Annotated in this window: 11 protein-coding genes; 10 read left to right on the top strand and 1 reads right to left on the bottom strand. The window is 64.5% G+C overall.

Annotated features, from left to right (window positions below; all coding sequences use genetic code 11):
• Nucleotides 1-141 precede the first annotated feature (141 nt).
• Entirely contained in the window at nt 142-4,299 is a 4,158-nt protein-coding gene (locus tag RPPS3_RS20055) for an ATP-binding protein (protein WP_234819994.1), read from the bottom strand.
• Nucleotides 4,300-4,656: 357 nt separating this feature from the next.
• Between RPPS3_RS20055 and RPPS3_RS20050 the strand changes: the two genes are divergently transcribed.
• The 10 genes from RPPS3_RS20050 to RPPS3_RS20005 all read left to right on the top strand — a co-directional run bounded on the left by RPPS3_RS20050 (nt 4,657) and on the right by RPPS3_RS20005 (nt 18,576).
• Nucleotides 4,657-6,453 (top strand): flagellar hook-basal body complex protein, encoded by a 1,797-nt coding sequence (locus tag RPPS3_RS20050; RefSeq protein ID WP_107345631.1) that lies wholly within the window; start codon nt 4,657-4,659, stop codon nt 6,451-6,453.
• A 38-nt stretch (nt 6,454-6,491) separates the two neighbouring features.
• Entirely contained in the window at nt 6,492-8,363 is a 1,872-nt protein-coding gene (gene flgK / locus RPPS3_RS20045; protein WP_107345630.1) for a flagellar hook-associated protein FlgK, read from the top strand.
• A gap of 8 nt (nt 8,364-8,371) precedes the next feature.
• Nucleotides 8,372-9,979: a flagellar biosynthesis protein FlgL gene (locus RPPS3_RS20040; RefSeq protein ID WP_107345629.1), complete on the top strand. Its 1,608-nt coding sequence runs from the start codon at nt 8,372-8,374 to the stop codon at nt 9,977-9,979.
• Between the two features lie 307 nt (nt 9,980-10,286).
• On the top strand, nt 10,287-12,953 hold the full coding sequence (locus RPPS3_RS20035) for a DUF1522 domain-containing protein (protein ID WP_107346697.1): 2,667 nt from the start codon (nt 10,287-10,289) through the stop codon (nt 12,951-12,953).
• 155 nt (nt 12,954-13,108) lie between these two features.
• Nucleotides 13,109-14,029, top strand: coding sequence for an FkbM family methyltransferase (locus tag RPPS3_RS20030; protein ID WP_107345628.1), 921 nt, complete (start codon nt 13,109-13,111; stop codon nt 14,027-14,029).
• A 122-nt stretch (nt 14,030-14,151) separates the two neighbouring features.
• The gene (locus RPPS3_RS20025; protein ID WP_107346696.1) at nt 14,152-14,820 is read left to right on the top strand and encodes an SIS domain-containing protein; all 669 of its coding nucleotides are present in this window, start codon (nt 14,152-14,154) and stop codon (nt 14,818-14,820) included.
• Nucleotides 14,821-14,961: 141 nt separating this feature from the next.
• Entirely contained in the window at nt 14,962-15,900 is a 939-nt protein-coding gene (locus RPPS3_RS20020) for an NAD-dependent epimerase/dehydratase family protein (protein ID WP_107345627.1), read from the top strand.
• On the top strand, nt 15,897-16,934 hold the full coding sequence (locus RPPS3_RS20015) for a GDP-mannose 4,6-dehydratase (RefSeq protein ID WP_107345626.1): 1,038 nt from the start codon (nt 15,897-15,899) through the stop codon (nt 16,932-16,934). The genes RPPS3_RS20020 and RPPS3_RS20015 overlap by 4 nt, the downstream gene beginning before the upstream one ends.
• Nucleotides 16,935-16,942: 8 nt before the next feature.
• On the top strand, nt 16,943-17,602 hold the full coding sequence (locus RPPS3_RS20010; protein WP_107345625.1) for a class I SAM-dependent methyltransferase: 660 nt from the start codon (nt 16,943-16,945) through the stop codon (nt 17,600-17,602).
• Nucleotides 17,599-18,576, top strand: a complete 978-nt coding sequence (locus RPPS3_RS20005; protein ID WP_107345624.1) for a thiamine pyrophosphate-dependent dehydrogenase E1 component subunit alpha — start codon at nt 17,599-17,601, stop codon at nt 18,574-18,576. Before RPPS3_RS20010 ends, RPPS3_RS20005 begins: the two co-directional genes overlap by 4 nt.
• Nucleotides 18,577-18,579 lie beyond the last annotated feature (3 nt).

Here is an 18,579-nt window from a genome sequence, read left to right as displayed (position 1 = left end):
GAGGGCCTCGATGCCACGCTTGAATGTCCGGAGAAATGATCTGCCTCAATGCGATAGCGCAGGCCCGACAGGCTGGCGATCACATTGACGCGAACGTTGCATCTGCCGTGCATTTGCCGGTTCCGCGAGGCGGAACGCCGCTCAGGTCCGCTCGGCCATCGCCTTGCGTAAGACTTTCGACAGATCCTCGACCGAGTACGGCTTGTGCAGCAGTTCGAAGCCGTGGTCCTCGTCGGCCAGCATGTGGGCGTAGCCGGAGTTCAGCACCACGGGCAGCTCCGGCAAACGCTTCTTGATTTCCCGGCCCAGGGTCACGCCGTCCATGCCCGGCATCGCAACGTCGCTCAGCACCAGGTCGAAACGTTTGGCGTTGTCGCCAAGTAGCGCCAGCGCCTGTTCGCCGGAGGCGGCAAGGACGGTCTGATAGCCGAGATCGTGAAGCAGCTGGGTGGAGAACTCGCCGACCTCGGCGTTGTCCTCGACCACGAGGATGCAGCCGCGCTGCCGGCCGTCAACGGCGTTAGTGCCGTTGCCGTTGCGGCGCTGGATCGGTTTGTCGCTGAGCGGCAGCCGAAGCGTGATCGTGGTGCCGCGGCCGATCGCGCTGTCGACATTGATGCTGCCGCCGGACTGCTGGACGAAGCCGTAAACCTGCGACAGCCCGAGGCCGGTGCCGCGGCCGATGTCCTTGGTGGTGAAGAACGGCTCGAAGATCCGTTCGATCTGCTCGCGTGGAATGCCGCAGCCTGTGTCGGCGATCGACACCTCGACGAAGACGCCGCGGCCTGCGGCAGCTTCCTGGGATGTCGGCGCCGAACGTGCGACCGAGATGGTGAGGGTGCCATGACCGTCCATCGCGTCGCGCGCATTAGCCACCAGATTGACCAGCGCGGCGTCGAACTGATTGGTATCAGCCTCGACCGGCAGCGGTCGCTCGGCGATGTGGAGATTGAACACAGCACGCGAGCCGAGTGCTGTCTTCAGCATGTCGGAGACGTGCTCGATGTGATCGGCCGCGTCGAACACTTCGCGGTTCTGTGCATGGCGACGCGCGAAGGTGAGGAGCTGGCCGGTCAGCTTCGCTGCGCGATCAGCCGTATCGGAGATCGCATCGACGTAGCGGCGGATCCGCTCCGGCGGCAGCTCGCGTCGGCGTAACAGATCGGCGGACGACCGGATCACGGTCAGCATGTTGTTGAAGTCGTGGGCGACGCCGCCGGTGAGCTGGCCGATCGCTTCCATCTTTTGCGCCTGCCGGAATGCTTCTTCGGCTTTGCGGCGTTCGGTGATGTCGACCGCCTCGGGCACGATCGCGATCACCTTGCCCTGCGTGTCCTGTACCGGGCGCATCTGCAGATCGAACCAGCGCCAGCCGCTGGCTGGCAGGTTGACGTGAAGTTCGCGCCGCACCGTCTCACCGGCCGCGACAGCGGCGATGTCGCTGCGGATCATCTCAGGCAGCCCCGGTGTGCTGCCGAACCATGGCGTGGCCCAAACCGGCTTGCCGACCACGTCCTCGAGCTCGGCCGCGATGCCGGCGAGTGCGGTGCGGTTGGCGTCGATCACCACGCCGTCGACGTCGAGCAATGCCTGATAGGTGTAGCTCGCCGCGAAGATGGTCCGGAGCCGGGCTTCCTTCTGCTGCAGTTCGGCGGTGCGCTGCGCCACCTGCTCTTCGAGCTGCTCGTTGATGTCGCGCAGCGCCGCCTCGGCCTTCTTCTGCTCGGTGATGTCGCGGAAATACACCGAGATGCTCTTGCCGTTGGTCGGCGCCACGCGCAATTCGAACCAGCGCTTGCTCGGCGGATGATAGCTTTCGAACTCGCATGCGACGCGTTCGGTCATCGCCCGCCGATATGCCTGCTCGATCTCGGTGCCGAGCATCATCGGATAGACGTCCCAATACACCTTGCCGATCAGCTCGCCGGCTTTGCTGTTGATCAGCCGTTCGGCGGCGGCGTTGACGTAAGTGAACCGGTACTGTTCATCGAGCGCGATGAAGCCGTCGCTGATCGAGGCCAGAATGCCTTCGGCGTGCTTCCGGGCAGCCTGTGCTTCCTGGCGCAGCACGTATTCGGTCCGCAGCGCCGTCCGCCGGATCGCAGCGGTGTCGAGATTGGCGCGGACGCGTGTGAGCAATTCGCGGGCGCTGAACGGCTTGCTGAGATAATCGTCGGCGCCGGCTTCCAGCCCTTCCAGCTTGGCTTCTTCGCCGGCCCGGGCGGACAGGAAGATCACCGGTAAATCGGCCATCGCCGGATCACCGCGCAGCGCTTTTAGAAGTCCGATGCCGTCGAGCCGCGGCATCATCACGTCGCTGAGCACCAGATCCGGCCGGCGCTTCTTTGCGGCTTCGAGCGCTGCGGCGCCGTCGGCAACGGCTTCGACCTCATAGGCATCGCCGAGCAACCGGGCGACGTAGTCGCGCATGTCGTGGTTGTCGTCGGCCAGCAGAATGTGAGGTCGCCCTGTGGCAGGCGCGGTGACGACGCCGAGATCCTGAGCGCCGGAAGCTGGCGGCAGATCGGCATCGCCACTGTCATCGAGCCAGCCGATCGCCTCGTCGAGATAGGCCTGGGCGCGGACATTGGTGGAGACCTGGAGCGCGGCATGTCGCGGCCGCTCGGCCGGGAGATGCGCGGAGCCGAACGGCAGGGTTACGCGAAAGGTCGAGCCGCGGCCGATCTCGCTCTCGACGGCGATCGATCCGCTGTGCAGCTTGATCAGCTCCTGCACCAACGCAAGTCCGATACCGCTGCCCTCGATCGAGCGGCCGCGCGCGCCTTCGACCCGCCGAAAGCGCTCGAACAGATGCGGGATCTCGGCCTGCGGGATGCCGGTGCCGGTGTCGCTGACTTCGATCACGGCGTGACGGCGGTCCGGATCGGTGCGGACCCGGACCGCGATCTCACCTTCGAAGGTGAACTTGAACGCGTTGGACAGCAGGTTGAGAACGATCTTCTCCCACATATCGCGGTCGACATAGACCGGCTGTGGCAGCGGCGGCGCATCGATCACGAAGCGCAGGCCGGCACGGTCCAGCGCGGAGCGGAAGTTCGAAGCGAGTTCGGCGGTGAACGACGACAGATCGACCGGGGTGAAGTGCGCGGTGACGCGGCCGGCTTCGATCCGGGCGAAGTCGAGCAGGGTGTTGACCAGCTTCAGAAGGCGCAGACCGTTGCGGTGGGCGATGCCGAGCAGCGAGCGCTGTTCGTCCGCAATGCCGTCGCGGCCGAGTGCTTCTTCCAGCGGGCTCAGCATCAGCGTCAGCGGCGTGCGGAACTCATGGCTGACGTTGGAGAAGAACGCGGTCTTGGCGCGATCGATCTCGGCCAGCGCCTCCGCCCGGCGGCGTTCCTCCTGGTAGGCGTCGGCATTGGTGATCGCTGTGGAGATTTGGCCGGCGACCAGGGCGAGGAAGTCCTGGTAGGCGGTGTCGTACAGCCGGAACGGATTGAGCCCCGTGATCAGGAAGCCGCACCGGCCGGTGTCGCCGCTTGCCGGGATCGGTAGCACCACCGCCCGGGTCGGCGGCTGGCGCCAGCCGCCGGTCGGAAACGTGATCCCGAACCGGCCATAGAGATCCGGTACCACGACCGGCGCGTTGAGACGGAAGGCTTCGGCGACCGGCCATGGCTCGTCACCGTCTGCGAGCGACAGCGTCGACTTCACCGCGGGGTGGCCGGCATCGATTCCGGATGCAGCGGCCAGTTCGGCGTGACCGCCGCCGAGGTCGGTCAGATAGATCAACGCGAACGGTAGGTCCTGGGGATTGGTGGCAAGCGCCGCAGCGCTTCGTTCACATGCCTGGCCGACGCTGCGGGATTGGGCTGCACTGGCGGCAAGGTCGCGCAGCAGCGACAGTTGCCGTTCAGTGATGACCCGCTGGGTATCGTCGGTGTTGGCGCAGAAGATGCCGCCCGGCGAGCCGTCATCGGTCGGAATCGGGCTGTACGAGAAGGTGTAGTAAGTCTCCTCGGGAAAGCCGTTGCGCTCCATGATCAGGAGCTGGGCTTCCACATAAGTGCCCTCGTGGCCGCTGGTCGCCTTGGCGAGAAGGGGGGCGATGTCCTCCCAGATCTCCGACCACACTTCCGAGGTCGGCCGGCCGAGCGCCCATGGGTGCTTGCCGCCGATGATCGACTTGTAGGGATCGTTGTAGAGATAGGTCAGCTCCGGGCCCCAGCCGATCCAGATCGGCTGTTGCGAGGTCAGCATGATGCGAACCGCGGTCTTGAGCGCCTGCGGCCAGCTCTCCGGCGGCCCGATCGGGGTCGATGCCCAATCGAACGCGCGCATCAGCGACGCCAGTTCGCCGCGGCCCAGAAAAAGACTGTCTGGGACCGCGTCTGTGCGGCCCAGGTGCCCGCCGGGCGTATCTTCAGCCAAGTGATCCCCCGATCAACCCCTCGCTGTCCCGGTTCGCAACGCGCTGGCTTGGGTTTGGTTCCCGCCGTCAGAGGGGCCCCTTTCGCCAAATGGTCTCGGCAATAGTTGCCCGACCCGGCAAAACCGCCCCGGCCTCAGGTCCCGTTGCTAATCTACAACTCTTTGAAATGGCTTTGTTTTGTTCGTTGGCACGAGGCTTGCGGGAAGCCTCATTGGATCTTGCTGTCAACAGCCGCCACGGGGCGGCCGCATCGGGAGAAGTCAGTAATGGGTATTTTCGGCGCTCTCACCACGTCGGTCGCGGGCCTGCGCTCCAACTCCTATGCGCTGGAGAACATCTCCGGAAACATCGCCAACTCGCAGACCACGGCATTCAAGCGCATCGACACCTCGTTCCTCGACCTGATCCCGCAGGCCGGCAACAACCAGCAGCTCGCCGGCTCGGTGACTGCAGGATCGCGCCTGACCAACACCACGCAGGGTTCGGTGCAGTCCGCCTCGGTGTCGACCTACATGGCGATCAACGGCGAAGGCTTCTTCGTGGTGCAGAAGCCGAGCTCGTTCAGCGACAACAACCCGATCTTCCCCGGCGTCGATAACTTCACCCGCCGCGGCGACTTCTCGCTCGACAAGAACGGCTATCTGGTGAACGGCGCCGGCTACTATCTGGAAGGCGTTAAGATCGACCCGACCACCGGCAACCCGGTCGGCGGCAGCCCGGGCGTCCTGAAGTTCCAGAACGACTTCCTGCCCTCGCAGGCCACCACCAAGATCAGCTACCGCGCGAACCTGGCCTCCTATCCGCTGACCACTAAGCACGACAAGTCGATCCCTGGCTCGGAACTGCTGCGCGCCGCCGACTTCGCCACCAACCCGCAGGTCCTCGGTACGACTCCGCCCCCGTTCAGCGACAACACCAAGACCGGCCTGCAGATCAACAACAAGCAGGGTGTCCCGATCACCGGCGCGACCAAGCTGAGCGGCGTCGCCGGCAGCGACTCGATCGGCGTCGACTTCGCAGTGGGCAACACCATCACGGTCAACGGCACCACCATTACCTTCACCGCTGCAGGCGGCACGGACGACGCGACCAACATCCCGATCGACTCCACGATCGCTAACCTGTTGAGCAAGATCGACGCGATCTCGGCCGGCGGTGCGGCGTCGACTGTGACTTCGGGTGCGGTGGTGCTGCACACCGGCGTCGCCAGCGATCTGGCCATGACGTCCGGCGCTGCGGCGTTCGCCTCGCTCGGTCTCACCAGCCCCGTCAATGTGGTCCGCAACGGTGGTGGTTCGGTCGGTACCGGCAAGGTGACCGGCGTCGACAACCAGACGTTCCTCGACGAGTCGGTCTCGGGCGGCTCCACCACTGCCTACGACGGCAACGGCGCGCCAGTGAACGTGCAGTTCCGTTGGGCCAAGGTCGACTCCGCCACCCTTGGCACCGGCCACACCGACGTCTGGAACCTGTTCTATCAGGTCAATCCGAACGCCACCGGCACGCAGACCGCGTGGCAGAACGTCAACACCAACTTCACCTTTGCCTCCAACGGCCAGATGAGCCCGGTGATCGGCCAGATCACGCTGACCGGTCTGACGGTTTCGGGCGTGTCGCTGGGCGACGTGACGATGGCGTTCGGCACCGGCGGTCTGACGCAGTTTTCCGACACCAACGGCAACGTTCAGGTCAACCAGCTGCAGCAGGACGGCTACTCGGCCGGCCAGCTCGTCAGCGTGTCGGTCAGCAACGACGGCCGCGTGGTCGGTGCCTATTCCAACGGCCGCAATATCGACCTCGCCGAAGTGTCGGTCGCGACCTTCAACGGTGCGAACTTCCTCAAGCGCACCGATGGCGGCGCATTCGAGATCACCAATGAATCCGGCCAGCCTCTGTACGGCAAGGGCGGCTCGGTGTCGGGCTCATCGCTCGAATCGTCGAACACCGACATCGCCGACGAATTCACCAAGCTGATCGTCACGCAGCAGGCTTACTCGGCGAACACCAAGGTGATCACCACGGCCAACACCATGGTGCAGGATCTGCTCAACGTGATGCGCTAGGCGGTGCGGTCCGCCCTCCAAACCCCGGGTAGGTAGTCATGAGTCTCGGAGACGCACTCGCAATTGCAATGGCCGGCCTTCGGGTGAACCAGGCGACGATGTCGCTGGTGTCATCCAACGTCGCCAACGCCGAGACGCCCGGCTATGTCCGCAAGACGGTCAACCAGTCGGCGGTGAATGCGGGGGAGACCGGAACCAGTGTCAAGGTCGTCGGCGTCGACCGTCAGCTCGACGACTACATCCTGGCGCAGCTTCGAACCGAGACCTCAGGAGGCGCCTACGCGTCGCTGCGATCGGACTTCCTGAAGCAGCTGCAGGGGCTGTTCGGCGATCCGAACTCCACCGGTACGCTCGAAGATTCCTATAACGGCCTCACCACCGCGCTGCAGGCGCTTGCGACCAGTCCGGACAGCACCTCTGCGCGGATTGCCGTGCTAAACGCCGCGCAGGCGATTTCGAGCAATCTGAATTCGACGTCCAACGGCATCCAAACGCTGCGCGCCGGTTGCGAGACCGGCATCGCCGACGCGGTAACCACCGCGAACAACTTGATGCAGCAGATCGCCAACATCAACACCCACATCCAGGCCAATCCGCTCGGCGGCACATCGACCGATGCGGCGACCTCGGCGATGCTCGATCAGCGCGATCAGGCGATCAATCAGCTGTCGCAACTGATGGACATTCGTGTCGTCACCAACGGCGCCAATCAGGTGACGGTGTTCACCGGATCCGGCGTGCAGCTCGTCGGCATGGAGGCGGCGACGCTGAGCTTCAATGCGCAGGGCACGGTTTCGCCGACCACGGTGTGGAATCCAAACACGGCAATCAGCGATCTCGGCTCGATCCGGGTCGGCTACGCCAACGGCTCCTCGTCCGATCTGACCAGCTCGCTGAAATCCGGCAAGCTGGCCGCCTATGTCGAACTGCGCGACAAGACACTGGTGCAGGCTCAGACCCAGCTCGATCAGTTCGCTGCCTCGCTGTCGAGCGCGCTGTCGGACAAGACGACGGCCGGCACGGCGGTTACCTCCGGCACCCAGGCGGGTTTCAGTCTCGATCTGTCGTCGATGAAGACCGGCAACACCGTCAACATCTCGTACACCGATACCCTGACCGGTGCGCAGCATACGGTGACGGTGGTGCGGGTCGATGATCCGTCGGTGCTGCCGCTGCCGCAGAACGCCACGGCCGATCCGAACGACTACGCGGTCGGGATCGATTTCTCTGGCCTGTCCGGCTCGGTGGTGTCGCAGCTCAATGCGGCACTCAATAGCCGCAACCTGCAGTTCAGCGGCACCGCGCCGAACATCACGGTGCTGAACAACGCAGGCTTCTCGACGGTCACCGCGGCCTCCGTCACCAGCACCGAGACGTCGTTGACCGGCGGCACCGCGTCGGTGCCGCTGTTCAATGACAATGGTGCGGCCTACACCGGCGCGATTAACGGTTACGGCAGCCAGATGACCGGCTACGCGCAGCGGATCTCGGTCAATGCCGACCTGATCAAGGATAACTCCCGGCTGGTGGTGTATTCCACCTCGCCGCTGACCGCCGCCGGCGACACCACGCGGCCGGACTTCCTGGTCAAGCAGCTCAACACCAGCAAGTATCTGTATTCGGCAAAGACCGGCATCGGTTCGGATGCGGCGCCTTACAAGGGCACGCTGCTGAGCTATCTGCAGCAGTTCGTCAGCCAGCAGGGCTCCAACGCGGCGGCGGCGCAGCAGCTGTCTGAGGGCCAGAACGTGGTGCTGAACACGCTGCAGCAGAAGTTCTCGACGTCCTCCGGCGTCAACATGGACGAGGAGATGGCGCATCTGTTGTCGCTGCAGAATGCCTACGCGGCGAATGCGCGGGTGATGTCGACCATCAACCAGATGTATCAGTCCCTGATGCAGGCGATTTGAGGCGAGCCATGGCGATCGACGGCGTAAGCGGGCGTACTTCCTACATCGGCACCGGGATCCTCAATCTCCGCAGCCAGCTCGAAAACCTGAGCCAACAGCTCTCGAGCGGGCGGATCTCGAACACCTATGCCGGCGACGGCACCGGCCGCAGCCTTGCGATCGGCCTGCGGGCGCAGATGTCGAACATCGCCAGCTACAGCGATACGATGACCAACATCACCACCCGCATCAGCGTGGCGAACCTGTCGCTGCAGCGGATGGCGACGATCAACAGCGAGGTGAAGGGCGCAGCGGTGAGCGCCGGCTCGACGCTGGACAACACCGGCCAGACCCCCGGACAGAAGACCGCGTCGCTCGACTTCTTCGACTCGGTCGACATGCTGAACGCGCAGGTCGGCGACCGCTATCTGTTCGGCGGCCGGATCACCGACACCGCGCCGGTGACCGCCGCCGACAAGATCATGAACGGTGACGGCGCGGCGATCGCCGGGCTGAAGCAGGTGATCAGCGAACGCCACGATGCCGATGTCGGTACCAACGGCATGGGCCGGACGATCGTGTCGACCGGTGCGACCGTCACAACCGTCCAGATCGGCGAGGACTTCGCCGCCAATCCGTATGCAACCCCGACCCCGATCGGGCCGTCGCCGTTCGGCATGAAGCTGAACGCGGTTGCGACCACGATCAGCGGCGCGGTGGTGACCCAGCCGACCGAGACGCCGCCGACCACTCCGCCGGCGGCACCCAATCCCAAGGCGATGTCGATCGACCTCAACGGCGTCATTCCGAACGAGGGTGACACGGTGAAGTTCACCTTCGACATGCCCGACGGGACGCAGGAGACCATCACGCTGACCGCGTCGTCAAAGACGCCGCTCCCGGACGGCTGTTTTGCGATCGATCAGGGCACGCCGACCGCAGTGCCCCCCGTCGCGCCATCTCCCTCGGTCACTGCGGCCAACCTGCAGACGGCACTCACGGCCGCGGTGAAGAAGATGGCCAATGGGCCGCTGGCGGCCGCCTCGGCGATCAAGGCCGGCGACGACTTCTTCAACAACACCCCGCCGCTGCGGGTCGCAGGTACCGCGCCGTTCGGCGCCGCCACGGCGCAAGTCGCCGGCACCAAAGCTAATACCATTTTCTGGTATAACGGTGAGCCGGACTCGGCGACTGACCCAGCTCGCGGCACCGCGGTGGCCAAGATCGATGACGCCATCACGGTGCAATACGGAGCCCGAGCCGATGAGCAGGCGCTGCGCAAACAACTCCAAACCGTGGCGGTGTTCGCCGCAGTGACCACCTCTGCCACCGATCCCTATAGTTCCGGCAAGATCGCTGCGCTCAACCAGCGTGTGGCTGCTAATCTGGCGGTGGTTCCCGGTCAGCAGTCGATCCAGAATATGCAGGCGGAATTGGCCGGCGCCCAGGCTTCGATCAAGGCCACGGCTAACCGTCAGACGCAAAGCAAGGCACTGGCGCAGACCATGCTGAGCTCGATCGAAGGCATCAATAACGACGAGGTCGCGACCAAGATCCTGGCGCTGCAAACCTCGCTGCAGGCATCGTATCAAACCACGTCGCAACTCTATCAGCTCAGCCTCGTCAAGTTTCTCTAGTTAATTATCTCTGAACGGCGGGCCGCCGCTCCGGCGGCCCCGCGGCGACCGATTTGGCGCCGATTAGCTGCCGCAGCTGCAGCACAAGTCCTCCTAAACGCTCACTGATCCCGGCAAACCACGTAGTCTTTCGAGGCTGCGCGGCGCATCTCGACGCCCGTGTCATCTTGCACAAACCAGTGATTTTACGGGCGTTTCCTTCCGTTAAACCCGGTTCTCTGCCTTTACGCATTTTTAGAGTCTGGCCGGCATGGTTCCGCGACCGATCAAGAAGATCGCGTTTGCACACCAGGAAGGTAGCATCACAATGTCCGGTATCGTTCTATCCAACGCCGTTCGCCAGAATCTTTCTTCGCTCCAGGCCACGGCTGACTTGCTCGCCACCACCCAAAGCCGCCTCTCGTCCGGCAAGAAGGTGAACACGGCGCTCGATAATCCGACCAACTTCTTCACCGCCGCTTCGCTCGACAGCCGCGCCAGCGACATCAACAACCTCCTCGATGGCATCGGCAATGGCGTGCAGATCCTGCAGGCCGCCAACACCGGCATCACCTCGCTGAACAAGCTGGTGGACAGCGCCAAGTCGATCGCCAACCAGGCCCTGCAGACGACCTCCGGCTACGCCACCAAGTCGAACGTGTCGGCGACCATCTCCGGCGCCACCGCTGACGACCTGCGCGGCACCCAGAGCTACTCGAACGCGGTTGCCACCGGCAACGTGATCTTCGACGGCACCGCGGGCGGTGCGACCGCTGCGTCCGGCACTGATACCCTCGGTGGCGCGATCGTCAGCATCGCAGCCGGCACCGCCGTCACCGTCCTCGGCGCCGCCGACAACACTGCTCTCGGCAGCGTTCTCAGCGTCGGTACCGCCGCCGCCACCGCGGCCGGCTCCAACCTGATCAGCGACCTCACCAACGGTTCGACCACCACGGCGACCGGTCCGGCTGCGGGCGACTCGATCACGGTGAACGGCAAGACCATCACCTTCACCACTGCCGGTGCAGCCAGCAAGGACAGCAACGGCAACTACACGATCGGTCTCGACCAGACCCTGACCAAGCTGGCCAACACGATCGACGATATCAACGGCAACACCGGCCACTCGTCGACCATCACCGCCGGCAAGCTGGAACTGCACTCGGGCACCAACAGCCCGCTGACGATCGCCGACAACGCCGGCGGCGCCGTGCTGGCCAAGCTCGGCCTGACCGCGCAGACCGTCGACACCGCGGCTGCGACCGCCTCGGCCAACATCTCGGCCACGACGCAGCTGTTCAACACCCATGGTGGTCTTACCACCGCGGCAATCGCTGACGGCACCCAGCTGACGGTCAACGGCAAGACGATCACGTTCAAGACCTCCGACGCTCCGCAGGGGAACAACATCCCGACGGGCACCGGCGTTCTCGGCCGTATCGGCACTGACGGCAACGGCAACTCGACGATCTACCTCGGCGACCAGACCAAGTTCAGCAACGCGACCGTTGGTGACCTGCTCACCGCGATCGATCTAGCGAACGGCGTCAAGTCGGCGACGATCTCCTCGGGTGTCGCGACGATCAGCACCAACTCCGGCCAGACTGCTTCGGACGTCACCGGTGGTATCACCACCATCCGCAGCTCGACTGGCGCCGACCTCAACGTCACGGGTTGGACCGATCTGTTCAAGAACCTCGGTCTGAGCAGCGCCACCGGTACGGGTCCGCTGACCCTCACCAAGCAGCGCACCACCAGCGGCACCACGATGGGCACGCTGATCGCTGACGGCTCCACGCTGAACGTGAACGGCAAGACCATCACCTTCAAGAACGCCGCTGTTCCGACTGCCTCTTCGACCCACCAGGGCATCTCCGGCAACGTCGAGACCGATGGTCAGGGCAATTCGACCGTGTACCTGCAGAAGGGCACGATCGATGACGTCCTGAAGGCTGTCGACCTCGCCACCGGTGTCCGCACCGCTGCGCTGGGTGTCTCCGGCGCGACGATCTCGACCGCCAACGGCACCGCCAACTCGTCGATCACGAGCGGCTCGCTGAAGCTGTCGACCGGCCTTGCCTCCGACCTCAGCATCACCGGCACCGGCAACGCGCTGGCCGCCCTCGGCCTCACTGGCCCGAGCGGCAGCTCCAGCTCGTTCACCGCCGCTCGTGGCGCTTCGGCCGGCAGCCTGAATGGCAAGACGCTGACCTTCACCTCCTTCAACGGCGGTGCGGCCACCAACGTCACCTTCGGCGACGGCACCAACGGCACCGTCAAGTCGCTCGCCCAGCTGAACGCTGCGCTGGCGTCCAACAACCTGACGGCGTCGATCGACAACGCCTCCGGCAAGCTGACGATCGCAGCGTCGAACGACTACGCCTCCCACACTCTGGGCGGCTCGGACGGCGGCGTGATCGGCGGCACTCTGGCTTCGACCCTGACCTTCTCGGTGCCGAACGCGCCGGTGGTCGACGTCAACGCCCAGACCACCCGCGCCGGCCTGGTCAAGCAGTTCAACGACGTGCTCGACCAGATCAAGACCACGGCTCAGGACGCTTCGTTCAACGGTGTCAATCTGCTGAACGGCGACACCCTGAAGCTGGTGTTCAACGAAACCGGCAAGTCGACGATCTCGATCCAGGGCGTCACCTTCAACCCGACCGGCCTCGGCCTGTCGAACCTGAGCTCTGGCGTCGACTTCATCGACAACAACGCCACCAACGCGGTGCTGAGCAAGTTGAGCACCGCCTCGACCGCCCTGCGGTCGCAGGCCTCCGCGTTCGGTTCGAACCTGTCGATCGTGCAGGCCCGTCAGGACTTCTCGAAGAGCCTGATCAACGTGCTGCAGACCGGTTCGTCGAACCTGACGCTGGCCGACACCAACGAGGAAGCGGCGAACAGCCAGGCGCTGACGACCCGCCAGTCGATCGCGGTGTCCGCGCTGTCGCTGGCCAACCAGTCGCAGCAAGGCGTGCTGCAGCTCCTCCGCTAATCGCCGCGTAGCTGATCGAACGACTGAGGGCGGCGGGGGAGACCCCGCCGCCTTTCTTTCTGCCCCGGCTGCCGCCGTCCCGAGGTTCGTGTTGCGGGCAGGGATGCAGTAAGGTGCAGGTGATTCGGGCTCATCTTTTTCAACGGCGCCGTTGCATGACCGATACCGCTCCGAGGGCCGATTCCAGTGCTGCGCCGGTGCCACATGCGCCGGGCCCCGACCGGATCCTCGCTGACATCATCACTGCTCTACCCGAGCTGGCGCGGCATCACGCGCCGGGCGGGGCCGCCTATACGGCGCTGGCCTCGGCCGCGCGCAGCGCGGTGGTGGCGCTGTTCGCCCGCGGCGGCACTGACGTGCCGTTCGGGCCTTTCGGACCGATCAGCTTTCCGTATCATCGAATGGGAGCGGTGGACTCGCTCGACCTGTTCGGGCTCGACGAGCTGATCCTGTTTTCGTTCTACTGGCAGAACCGCGGTCGCTATCGGCGCGTTGCCGACATCGGCGGCAATATCGGCCTGCACAGCCTGGTGATGGCGCGCTGCGGCTTTGCGGTCGAAACCTACGAGCCGGACCCCGAACACATCGCGCTATTCCAGGCCAATATGCGTGCCAACGGCGTCACCACCGTTCATGTCAATGAGGCGGCGGTGTCGGCGCAGGCGGGGGAAGCGGAATTCCTCCGGCTGCGCGGCAACACCACCGGCAGCCACATCGCCGGCGCGAAGCTCGATCCCTATGGCGAGATCGACCGCTTCAAGGTGCGGCTCGCCGCTTTCGATGACATCGCCGCAAAGGTCGACTTCGCCAAGATCGACGCCGAAGGCCACGAGGCGGTGATCATCACCTCGCTGCCGCGCGAGCGCTGGGCGACGATCGACGTCATGCTCGAGATCGGCAGCGACGCCAACGCCGCGGCGATCTTCGACTATGCGCGCGGCGCGGGCGTGAAACTGTTCACCCAAAAGACCGGCTGGCGCCGGGCGGAGACGCTGACCGACCTGCCGACCTCCTACAAGCAGGGCAGTGCGTTCCTCACCGCCAAGGATGCGATCCCGGAGCTGCCACCGTCATGACCTCACGCAATGGCCAGGTAGTATTCCGAGGCGATTGGCTCCGGACGCCGCGGCCGGTCATGATTTACACATTGCTAACGAATCACGCGCAACCGTGATGGCTCGGAATGCCGAGGACGCCGATGACGCAGTCGCGTAACAGCACCGCCCCCATTCCCGACGACGTCCCTGAGGATGTCGCCGCGACGCAGCTGCTGTCGAAACGGCAGATGCTCGGCTATTACGACCACCTCCGGGCTACCCTTGCTGCTGCGCAGGCCTCCGATTGTGAGGGCCGGCCGTTCGCGCAGGAAGTCGCCGCCTCGCTGGTGATTGCCTGGGCCCGCGAAGTCCATGCCGACGGCCGCAAGCTGATGTTCATCGGCAACGGAGGCAGCGCCGCGATCGCCAGCCATATGGCCACCGACTATTCCAAGAATGGCGGCATGCGCGCGCTCTGTCTCAATGACGGTGCGATGCTGACCTGTCTCGGCAACGACTACGGCTACGAGCAGGTCTTCGCAAAGCAGATCGAGCTGTTCGCGCAGGAGGGTGACCTGTTGATCGCGATCTCCTCGTCCGGTCGCTCGCCGAATATTCTCAACGCCGTCGCTGCGGCCCGTGCGCGCGGCTGCCGGGTGATCACCTTGAGCGGGTTTTCGGCCGACAATCCGCTGCGCCGCGAAGGCGACATCAATTTCTATCTGGCCTCCGATCAATATGGATTTGTCGAGCTCGGCCATCTGACGATCTGCCATGCCATCCTCGATTTCGCCTGCGGCCAGCGCGTGCCGCTGCCGGCGGCCGGCTGACCGGACCAGGCGAGCGACGATTCGCGCGGCCCTATCAGGGCGTGCAAAAATGCGTGTATCTCTTGCATTCAGACTTGCAGTGATTCGTCGGCGCCGTGCTCTGGCGCGCCGTGGGACTGGCTTATCAGTAGGAATGACACGATGAAGATCCTGGTGACCGGCGCCTGCGGCTACGTCGGAACCACACTGGTGCCCAAACTGCTCGCACGCGGCGATGAGGTGGTGGCGTTCGACATCATGTGGTTCGGCAACGATCTGCCGCCGCATCCCGCGCTCACCGTAGTGCGCGGCGACGTTCGCGATACCAGCTCGATCGACCTCTCCGGGATCGACGCGATCGTGCATCTGGCTTCGGTCGCCAACGATCCGTGCGGCGATCTCGATCCGAAGCTGACCTGGGAGATCAGCGCGCTCGCCACCATGCAGCTCGCCGACCGTGCCGCCCGCGCCGGCATCCAGCGCTTCGTCTATGCGTCGTCCGGCAGCGTCTACGGCATCAAGGACGAAGAACAGGTCACCGAGGACCTGACGCTGGAGCCGATCTCCGAATACAACAAAACCAAGATGGTGGCCGAGCGGGTGATGCTGAGCTACGCCGGCGACATGGCGGTGCAGATCGTGCGCCCGGCAACGGTGTGCGGGCCATCGCCGCGGATGCGGCTCGACGTCTCGGTCAACATGCTGACCATGCAGGCGCTGACCAACGGCGAGATCACCGTGTTCGGCGGCAATCAGGTTCGCCCCAACATCCACATCGACGACATCACCGATTTGTATCTGATGCTGCTCGATCGGCCCGAGCTGCGCGGCATCTACAATGCCGGCTTCGAGAACATCTCGATCCTGGACATCGCCAAGATGGTCGACGCGCAGGTGCCGACCAAGATCACCGTCACTGCCTCGAACGATCCGCGGTCCTACCGGATCAACTCCGACAAGCTGCTGGCGACCGGCTTCAAGCCGAAGAAGACGGTGAATGATGCGATCCGCGAGATCATCGTCAAGTTCCAGCGTGGCGAATTGAAGAACGAGGATCGTCACTACAACCTGCGCTGGATGCAGCGGAGCCTGCAAGCGTGACCGGAATCGTTCCCGCGTCCGCGCCGTGTGCGATGGCCCGCGCGGGCTTCGACAAATATCTGGTGATCGGTTCGAACTCGTTCACCGGCGCCTCGATGGTCAGCTATTTGCTCGATCAGGGCGCCGACGTCGTCGGCATCAGCCGCTCCGACGAGCCGCATCCTGCGTTTCTGCCGTATCGTTGGAAGAAGGCCGATCGCTTCCGCTTTCGCAAGCTCGACCTCAACCACGATCTCGATGCGATCATGCAGCTGGTGACCGCCGAGCGTTTTCCCTGCATCATCAATTTTGCAGCCCAAAGCATGGTCGGCGAGAGCTGGGCCAACCCGGACCATTGGTTCATGACCAATGTGGTGTCGACGGTCCGGCTGCACGAACGCCTGCGGACTTGCGATTTCCTCGAGCGCTACGTCCATGTCACCACGCCGGAAGTCTACGGTAACGCCACCGGCACGCTGACCGAGGACGCGGTGTTCGATCCGTCGACGCCCTATGCGGTGTCGCGTGCGGCCGGCGACATGAGCCTGCGTTCGTACTTCCGCGCCTACGGCTTTCCGGTGCTGTTCACCCGCGCGGCCAATGTCTATGGGCCGGGGCAGCGCCTGTACCGGATCGTGCCGCGCACCATCCTGTTCATCAAGCTCGGCCGCAAGCTGCAGCTGCACGGCGGCGGTACCTCGGAGCGCTCGTTCATCCATGCCGCCGATGTGGCGGACGCGACCCGCCGGATCGCTTGCAACGGCAAGCTCGGCGACAGCTATCACATCTCCACGGACCGCATCGTCACCATCCGCGCGCTGGTCGAAATGATCTGCGCGATGATGGGGGTACGGTTCGAGGATCAGGTCGAGATCGTTGGAGAGCGGCTCGGCAAGGACGCCGCCTACAAGCTCGACAGCAGCAAGCTGCGCAGCGAGCTGGGCTGGAGCGACCAGATCACGCTGGAGCAGGGCATCGAGCAGACGATCGCCTGGATCAATCGCTGGTTCGAGGACCTGAAGAGCCAGCCGTTCGACTACGCGCACAAGCCTTGAGGACCGCAATGGGTCAGGAAATCGATCTGCTCGTCAACTATCCGCGCACCAAGCGCAATGTCGACGAGCGCGGCCAGACCAAATCGGAAGAGGATCGCGCGATTGCTCGGCGCTTCGGCAAGGAGTTCTTCGACGGCGACCGCCGCCACGGCTACGGCGGCTTCAACTACATGTCCCGGTTCTGGCAGCCGGTGATTCCGACCTTCCAGCAGCACTTCGGCCTGTCGGCGTCATCTTCAGTGCTCGATGTCGGCTGCGCCAAGGGCTTCATGCTGCACGATATGGCTGAGCTGATCCCCGGCATCACCGTGAAGGGCGTCGACGTCTCGGATTACGCGATCGAGCACGCGATCGACGATATGAAGCCGCATGTCAGCGTCGCCAGCGCGACGAAGCTGCCGTTTGCCGACAAGTCGTTCGACGTGGTGATCTCGATCAACACCGTGCACAACCTCGTTCGTGATGACTGCGCCATCGCGCTGCGCGAGATCGAGCGGGTGGCGCGCAAGGGTGCGTTCATCACGGTGGATGCCTATCGCGACGACGAAGAGAAACGTCGGATGATGGCGTGGAACCTGACCGCGCAGACCATCATGCATGTCGACGAGTGGAAGGCATTCTTCGCCGAGATTGGCTACACCGGCGATTACTACTGGTTCATCCCATGAACCCCGAGACTTCGCGCCGCCTGCTGTTCGACATGCTGCGGATCCGCAGCGTGGAGGAGACCATCGCGGCGCGTTACGGCGAGCAGAAGATGCGCTGCCCAACGCATCTGTCGGTGGGGCAGGAAGCGGTTGCCGCGGCGGCAGGCGCGGCGCTGAGGCCGACCGATCTCGCGGTGAGCGGCCATCGCGCCCACGCGCATTATCTCGCCAAGGGCGGCAGACTGAAAGCGATGATCGCCGAGATCTACGGCAAGGTCACCGGCTGCGCCCGCGGCAAGGGCGGCTCGATGCATCTGGTCGACGAGAGCGTCGGCTTCATGGGCTCGACTGCGATCGTCGGCGGCACGGTGCCGGTCGGCGTCGGGCTGTCCTATCCGATGAAGCTGAACAACACCGGTCAGATTTCCTGTGTGTTCCTTGGCGACGCGGTGCCGGAGACCGGCGTGTTCTTCGAGTCGGTGAACTTCGCGGTAGTGAAACAGCTCCCCGTGCTGTTCCTGTGCGAGAACAATGGCTACTCGGTGTATTCGCCGCTGTCGGTGCGGCAGCCGCCCGGCCGCAAGCTGTACGAGCTGGTCGCCGGCTTCGGCCTCGAGACGCATCACGGCGACGGCAATGATGCGCGCGCGGTGTATGCGGCGCTGAGCGAAGGCGTGGCGGCGATCCGGGGCGGCGAGGGGCCGCGGTTCTACGAGTTCGAGACCTATCGCTGGCGCGAGCATTGCGGCCCGATGTACGACAACGACCTCGGCTATCGCTCGGTGGCTGAATACGAGGCGTGGAAGCTGCGCGATCCGGTGCTGGCGCTGCAGCGCGCGCTGATCACCGAAGCCATCGTGACCGACGCCGATGTGGCCGATATGCAGGCCGAAATCGATGCCGAGATTGAGGAGGCGTTCGCCTTCGCAGAAAGTTCGCCGTTCCCGCCGCCCGAAGACGCCTTCACCGACGTCTATGCGTCGGCAGCAGGCTAGGGG

It is taken from the genome of Rhodopseudomonas palustris (genome assembly GCF_003031265.1).
GTDB lineage: Bacteria > Pseudomonadota > Alphaproteobacteria > Rhizobiales > Xanthobacteraceae > Rhodopseudomonas > Rhodopseudomonas palustris_H.
This window is presented reverse-complemented; position numbering and strand designations above follow the sequence as displayed.

What these genes read in the sequence shown, in the direction of transcription:
- RPPS3_RS20055 (WP_234819994.1), bottom strand. Translation starts at nt 4,299, where the DNA reads ATGCGCGCGTTCGATTGGGCATCGACCCCGATCGGGCCGCCGGAGAGC.
- RPPS3_RS20050 (WP_107345631.1), top strand. Translation starts at nt 4,657, where the DNA reads ATGGGTATTTTCGGCGCTCTCACCACGTCGGTCGCGGGCCTGCGCTCC.
- RPPS3_RS20025 (WP_107346696.1), top strand. Translation starts at nt 14,152, where the DNA reads ATGACGCAGTCGCGTAACAGCACCGCCCCCATTCCCGACGACGTCCCT.
- RPPS3_RS20040 (WP_107345629.1), top strand. Translation starts at nt 8,372, where the DNA reads ATGGCGATCGACGGCGTAAGCGGGCGTACTTCCTACATCGGCACCGGG.
- RPPS3_RS20020 (WP_107345627.1), top strand. Translation starts at nt 14,962, where the DNA reads ATGAAGATCCTGGTGACCGGCGCCTGCGGCTACGTCGGAACCACACTG.
- RPPS3_RS20010 (WP_107345625.1), top strand. Translation starts at nt 16,943, where the DNA reads ATGGGTCAGGAAATCGATCTGCTCGTCAACTATCCGCGCACCAAGCGC.
- RPPS3_RS20005 (WP_107345624.1), top strand. Translation starts at nt 17,599, where the DNA reads ATGAACCCCGAGACTTCGCGCCGCCTGCTGTTCGACATGCTGCGGATC.
- flgK (WP_107345630.1), top strand. Translation starts at nt 6,492, where the DNA reads ATGAGTCTCGGAGACGCACTCGCAATTGCAATGGCCGGCCTTCGGGTG.
- RPPS3_RS20035 (WP_107346697.1), top strand. Translation starts at nt 10,287, where the DNA reads ATGTCCGGTATCGTTCTATCCAACGCCGTTCGCCAGAATCTTTCTTCG.
- RPPS3_RS20030 (WP_107345628.1), top strand. Translation starts at nt 13,109, where the DNA reads ATGACCGATACCGCTCCGAGGGCCGATTCCAGTGCTGCGCCGGTGCCA.